Origin of the sequence: Streptomyces coryli, assembly GCF_011044975.1 — a bacterium.
In the GTDB taxonomy this organism is placed as follows: domain Bacteria; phylum Actinomycetota; class Actinomycetes; order Streptomycetales; family Streptomycetaceae; genus Streptomyces; species Streptomyces coryli.
On the sequence record NZ_JAAKZV010000525.1, the window covers coordinates 1 to 1464 of the forward strand.

Below are 1464 nucleotides of genomic sequence, written 5' to 3' on the forward strand. Positions count from 1 at the left end.
GCGGCGAGCTGGGGCGGGGTGCGGACGGCCGCTGCCTGCTCGACGAGGGTGTCGGCCGACGGGGTGGTGTCGTTGGCCCAGAACATCAGCTCGCTGGTGCGGGCGATGCCGTACGGGGTGCCGAACTTGGGCTCGTAGTCCTCGTAGGTGATCTCCAGGCCCTCGAGCTGCTCGTCGTACGTGTCCTGGCCCATGCCGTCGTGGTAGAATCGCAGGTCCATCGGCTGCGCCTCGGGCGAGTAGAGCCAGAGCGTGACGGTCGCGGCGTCGGTCTGCGCCGAGCGGATGTCGAGCTGGGCGGGGTGCTTCTGCCAGAAGTCCCGCAGCCCGAAGGAGAGTCCGCCGGAGACGCCGCCGACGTAGCCGAAGCCGCTCGCCCTCCCGCCGCCACCGGCGGGGATCCAGCCGTGGCCGTGCTTGGTGCGCTTGCGCAGCGTGAAGCCGTCGGCGGAGAGCTGGGCGAGGGTGTAGTCGCCCCAGTGCGGGATGTACTGGAGGCGGGTGGTGACCCGCTGGTCCCAGGTGCTGGGGTCGGGGAGCTTCTCGCCCTTGATCTGGGCCTTGCGGACGGGTTCGCCCGGGTCGCGGCGGAGGCCGGTGACGCCTTGTACGGCCTCGGTGAGGAAGCCCTTGTCCTCGCCGGCGATGCGGATGTGCCGGTCGTACGCCTTGTCGCGCATCGGCACGTCGAAGCGGACGCCGAGGCCGCGGATGAAGTCCTTCTGCTGGTCGCCGTCGTACGTGATCGTGTGCACCATGCGGAAGGATTCGGCGCCGGCGTAGAAGTACAGCCGGATCGAGAACGGCAGCCAGGAGTGGCCGCGGTGGCGGTGCTTGCCGTCTATGCGGATGACGGCGCGGATGGGGCCGTCCTGCTCGATGTGGGCTTCGGTGATGTCGCTCTCGTACGACTCGTAGGTGCCGCCCGGCTCGTCGATGTGCTGCTGGCGGTGGAGGACAAGGCGGCCGTTGCGGGCTATCTCGGTGGTGTCTCGGGTGAGGGAGCGGATGAGGGAGCTGCCCTTGGTGCCGATGGTCGCGGTGATGGTGCCGGTGTCGACGGTGATGGTGCTGCCGGACTTCTTGACCGCGATCTTCTTGGCGGGGGTGGCTGCCGCCTTGCCGGGCAGGATGGTGAAGTCCTCGGCCTTCGCGGCCTCGCGGGCCGCGGCGTGGGCGGTCCATTTGAGGGTGCCGTCGGGCCAGTAGGCGGTGGGCCAGCTCTGCACCGGGATCTCGGCACCGTCGCCGGCGGTGAGGGCGAAGGTCTCATCGGCCTTGACGGCGCCCTTGGGCCAGGCGACGCCGAAGGTGGTGCCGGGGGCGGAGCCGAGGCCGCCTTTCTCGAGCCAGGCAATACGGCCGGGTTCGGCTGCGCGCGGGGCGGCGGGGGAGGTCGCGGCGTGGGCGGTGGAGGTGCCGGTCAGGTGTGCCACGAGGCCGGTGGCGGCGGCTGCCTTGAGC

The 1464-nt window shown here is 70.8% G+C and carries 1 protein-coding gene; it reads right to left on the reverse strand.

The annotated features are described in order from the left end of the window. The coding region (locus G5C51_RS41935) for an exo-rhamnogalacturonan lyase family protein (RefSeq protein WP_476715161.1) at window positions 1–1464 on the reverse strand (1464 nt) is incomplete at both ends.